Annotated in this window: 4 protein-coding genes and 1 pseudogene; 1 reads left to right on the top strand and 4 read right to left on the bottom strand. The window is 39.8% G+C overall.

The genetic code is table 11. The features are described from left to right. Window positions 1-186 precede the first annotated feature (186 nt). Together RM049_RS39145 and RM049_RS39140 are read right to left on the bottom strand one after the other, a co-directional pair. Entirely contained in the window at window positions 187-573 is a 387-nt protein-coding gene (locus RM049_RS39145) for a four helix bundle protein (RefSeq protein ID WP_322708102.1), read from the bottom strand. Window positions 574-1087: 514 nt separating this feature from the next. Beyond that, window positions 1088-1459, bottom strand: a pseudogene (locus tag RM049_RS39140) (cryptochrome/photolyase family protein); the annotation flags it as partial. A 427-nt stretch (window positions 1460-1886) separates the two neighbouring features. On the opposite strand from RM049_RS39140, the gene dinB reads away from it, so the two are divergent. Beyond that, window positions 1887-2558 (top strand): DNA polymerase IV, encoded by a 672-nt coding sequence (gene dinB / locus RM049_RS39135; RefSeq protein ID WP_322708101.1) that lies wholly within the window; start codon window positions 1887-1889, stop codon window positions 2556-2558. A gap of 231 nt (window positions 2559-2789) precedes the next feature. On the opposite strand, the gene RM049_RS39130 is transcribed toward dinB, so the two are convergent. Together RM049_RS39130 and RM049_RS39125 are read right to left on the bottom strand one after the other, a co-directional pair. After that, window positions 2790-2930 (bottom strand): hypothetical protein, encoded by a 141-nt coding sequence (locus tag RM049_RS39130; RefSeq protein WP_322708100.1) that lies wholly within the window; start codon window positions 2928-2930, stop codon window positions 2790-2792. Window positions 2931-3630: 700 nt separating this feature from the next. Beyond that, window positions 3631-4641, bottom strand: a 1011-nt coding sequence (locus tag RM049_RS39125; RefSeq protein WP_322708099.1) for a bifunctional metallophosphatase/5'-nucleotidase, incomplete at its 5' end; no start/stop codon positions are given.

Here is a 4641-nt window from a genome sequence, read left to right as displayed (position 1 = left end):
ACCCGCTTTGAAACCATAAAGTGAGCAACTTGCTCATCTTATGCTTTCAGTGACAATACACGATCGGGGTGGAAGACAAAATAAGAAACCCTTATCTTTTATCCGACATAAAATACGATTAATACTACTTTCCCCAGCAGAGAGGCAGGGGAGCAGGGGAGCAGAGGGGCAGAGGAGAAAGTAATGCTAACGTTTCATTAACCAAGGTGTTGGGTTGGCAATCATATTTACTAGACCACCTAAAATTTGGTTGTAAGTTCCATATAGTTCTCTACCTGATTCGACAGAGAGATAGTTACATTTAACAGCGAACTCAATCCAAGTCTGAGTTTCAGCAGCTTCAGACTCGCAATCATTCAGTTTCGCAACAATTGCTGCCTCATAACGACGTTTTCGCCAAGCCTCTGCCATATTTGCACACACAGAACGAGATGAGCGGCGAATCTGATCCGTTAATGAATAACGCTCTTCAACAGGAAACTTTTTGGAGAGTTCAAAGATTTTCATGGCGGCATCGAAAGCCATTTGATAAACTTTCAAATCTTTATGACTTTTAATAGGTTCTTTCTCCATCTCCTCTGCCCCTCTGCCCCTCTGCTCCTCTGCTCACTCTTTTTCCAACATGCGATCGCAAAGAAGAGCATGTTGGCCACGGAATAGAAACTATTGCGCTGCCGATAAATTTTGTTTGTCTTTGGTATCGCCTTTGATGCGTAATCCAGCGATACACACTAACATGGTGCTAACTTTTAGTTATAGCTAGCCGTAACTTATTATAGGCACAATGCAACTATAGCTTTGACTGAGTGCAAAGATAGTTTACAAAAGTTGCTCAGGCGGTTGCCACAATATTGGTTCAGCGAAGAGACAGAGGTATTGCTGCCAATATTGCATTCGGATCATGGATAACTGCAACCGCCTTGATGCAGAACCGTCTGGGAATACAAATTGTCTGCTTTAATTACAAAAATCATCTACTCGAATATCTCGCCAGACATCAGACACTTGCCAGCCAGAGTTGCCAATAGACTGTACTGGAGGATTGTCAAGGTGCGGAATATAATCAGGAACTCTTGATTCAGGAGCGAGTCTGCATTACCCAATCGTAACCATCAATAAAGGCGGCATGAAACCAGTCCTTAAGTTCTTGGGGGGAGATACCTGCTATCATTGCAAAGTTGTTCAACACCATCAACCGTTGAATATGATGAGCATAACCTATTTGTTTAACCTGAGTTAGAATCTGGTGCAGACAATTCATCTGTCGCAATTCGGCAGCAAAGTGACGCATGGCTGACCAGACCAATACCAGTTTTTGCAAGTGATAACGAAGTTGCCCTGCATGGGCAAGAGATTCGATAAAAATCACAGGAGTCTGTTGGTGTTTTTGTAGGCAACTCTCTAGCGCTGACTGCCCAGCCCAAAGTTGATCTCCGAGAACCCAAACGCCAATAGTCAAGTCGCTTCGCTCCAATTAAAAATTAAAAATTATGAATTAAAAATTGCAATCAGTGGGGGGCTTGAACCCACCATTCATTGTAGACCACTGAAATCTTTGATTCAGTGGGGGGCTTGTACCCCAAATTAATTAAAAATTATTATCCTTCTTAATTTTTAATTTTTAACTTTTAATTTTTAATTAAAAAAAGGTCATGCCCTTGCTTCCTCTCAATCCGTGCGTTGGCAACGTGATGACAAAATGCTACTCAATCAAGTGTAACTTTATTGCTACAAAAACTTTCTCAATGAAAAAGCAGATGAAAGCCCAAAAGCTCTAGTGCTAATGTACTATTGGAGTGAGAAATTTCTCAAATATATCGAATCACAAATTAAAGAGAGAATAGTCGTTCTCGCCGCTTGGTAGAAATGGTAATACTTCAACAACAATGCAGACGAGGAAAATAGTTCACGTAGACATGGATGCCTTCTACGCATCGGTGGAACAGAGGGACAACCCTAGCTACCGAGGCAAACCGTTAGTAGTCGGTGGCAGTCCCAATCAACGAGGCGTAGTTGCAGCAGCCAGTTATGAAGCCAGAAAATTCGGTATTTACTCTGCGATGCCGTCAGTAACCGCTTTTGCGAAATGTCCTGGGCTTATCTTTGTCAGACCGAGATTCGACGTTTACCGAGAGATTTCTACTGCAATCCACGCTATCTTTAAACGCTACAGTGATTTAGTGGAAGGGGTTGCGCTAGATGAAGCATATCTAGATGTTACTGAGAATAAGCAAAGTATCCCCTACGCTTCTACTATCGCAAGACACATCAAAACTGCAATTTTCCAGGAAACCCAGTTGACGGCAACCGCAGGTGTGTCAATTAACAAGTTTCTTGCAAAAATGGCATCAGGGCAGAACAAGCCCAACGGACTAACCGTGATTTTACCGGAGGATGTGATCGCATTTGTAGAGCAGCTAGCGATTGAGAAGTTCCACGGCATTGGAGAGGTGACGGCGGCGAAGATGCACTCACTGGGCATTCATAGTGGTGCAGATTTGAAGCAGCGATCGCTCTTGGAGTTAACACACCATTTTGGTAAAGCAGGGAATTATTAATAAGATGCCTTTTTGTGGTTTTTTCAAAATAACCTTCTATTTCAAGACAGGTTCTGTAGATATTGCATTTTCAATTCTGCAAAATTATTGAAAATAAACCACTAAGTATTAAAAACGAGTTAAATAATTTGCTGCACTTAGCAAATAATTTAACTGTCCTGTGGTTCCACCATTCAAATAAGCATTCCTTTGACCATTACCAACAGCACGTCTAGGATAAGGGGTATATCTTCAAGCACCGGATGCAGCAACGAATGAATTTATGTAGCTTGAATATCCTGCATATACTGGATAAAATCCACTACCACCGTTGATAGTTACTGCTTCTTCGCTAGATACTTCGGTGAAGATTTGATTGTTTTCAGCTTTCATGATTTTCTCCTGAGTTAAGATTGATTGAATAAGGACAGTTGATATAACTTGTTTTTTTTCTCAACCGCTCCTTATATTTATTAGATTACAGAGATTGATTATGTAATTGTTTGATGTTTCTACAAACTTGGATACAAGATTTGTTGGAAGTGATTTGTTGATTTTTATAGCTGAGATTGTAGAAAACTATAATTGTCAGTCAAAAAAATAAGGGATGCGTTTTAATTGCATCCCTTAGAAAATATAAATTGCTCTTCAGTTATTTCTGTGGAAAACTTGGTAAAATATCTTTGAAAGCCTTATTGTGTATGAATTTAACTTCAAAAAAGTATCATAATCCTTGTTCCATAAGGGTTTTGTAATAATAAATCCCAAATTTCCATGAAAGGAACGAAAGAACTAGATAAATCTTCATTTTTTGTGAGTTATTAATTTCTTCTAATATTCAACTTAACCCCCTTAATATTTCACTCCGACTTGATTCAAAATTTATACTACTTTCGTTGCATCTGAGCTATATTTGACCTCAATCTTATTTCCTGATATTGAGACACTTGAACCAAGAGCATCAACTATTTTTGCTTTTGCTTCTGACTTTTAGCGGTTACAGTATATCCATTAACCCAATTTGAAGCTTCTTGTCTCTTGAAATATGTCATTGTGATTCCTGATTCCTCTATTGGTAACATTGAAACTAGATCTATTGAAAAGAATTAACGGTCTGCAAAATCCGCTTGTCAACTTGTTGATTCACAGGCGAATGAGAAGCAATGTAATCTATGACCACATCTGCTAAAAGAAAACCTGTATCAACTTGGTTTTTACCACTTTTGAAAACCTCGTAACCATCGCCACCACTCAAGAGAAAATTATTAGTAATGACACGGTAAGTAGAGTTAGCTGCGAGTGGTTTATAGCTTCCATCGGAGTTTTGTATTTGGATAGATAAAACGCGATCGCCTACAGTTGCTGTAGGATTCCATTCAAAGCGTAGTCCTGCTACCTGTAAAAAACGCCCTTCTCCATCTTCTATTTTGCTAACACCGTTTTCTAATGCTTGCTTAAGTTGTGTACCAGTCAAATCAAGCCGAGTAATTGTGTTACCAAAGGGCAATACTTCCAGTACTTGTCCGAGAGTTACGTTACCTGCGGGAATACTAGTTCTGATGTTACCACTATTGATAATTGCTACTTGAGCGCCATCTGGACGGATTTTATCGAGCATCGCATTAGTAATCAAGTTACCCAAGTTAGTTTCTTGAGTACGTATGATAATTCGGTTTGCATCAAGTGTTACACTTGTTTCACCTATTACTTTTTGGCGTAGTGCTTCAATTGGGGCTGCAAACTGCTGTAATTTTTCTTCAAAAGCTAAGTCTGGTGAAATATCTTTACTCACGGGTTCAGGGGAACCTTGCCAAGAAATAACATCACCTTTAGTATCGAAGCTAACGAGAATATCTCCCAAATATTTGCCCCATTCCCAATCAGTCACAATCAGTACTTTATGACCATCAGATGATTTCTCAATTATTGGATAAGGTGCTACTGCACCAGGCATGTTACCAAGTGGTGTATGGGAATGACCACCAACAATAACATCTATACCGTTAACTTGATGGGCTAATTCTCGGTCGGCGTTAATACCAATATGAGTCTGACTTTTCCCGTTAAGTCTCTTTTGCAAGCTGCCAGCCCTCACAGAGGTCGT

This window comes from Nostoc sp. DedQUE04, from assembly GCF_034530995.1.
Taxonomy (GTDB): Bacteria; Cyanobacteriota; Cyanobacteriia; order Cyanobacteriales; family Nostocaceae; genus Nostoc.
Note: the sequence above shows the minus strand (reverse complement) of the source record. Positions and strands in the feature narration are given on the sequence as shown.

Excerpts from the sequence above, each read along its gene's own strand:
- dinB (WP_322708101.1), top strand. The coding sequence starts at position 1,887 with ATGCAGACGAGGAAAATAGTTCACGTAGACATGGATGCCTTCTACGCA.
- RM049_RS39145 (WP_322708102.1), bottom strand. The coding sequence starts at position 573 with ATGGAGAAAGAACCTATTAAAAGTCATAAAGATTTGAAAGTTTATCAA.
- RM049_RS39130 (WP_322708100.1), bottom strand. The coding sequence starts at position 2,930 with ATGAAAGCTGAAAACAATCAAATCTTCACCGAAGTATCTAGCGAAGAA.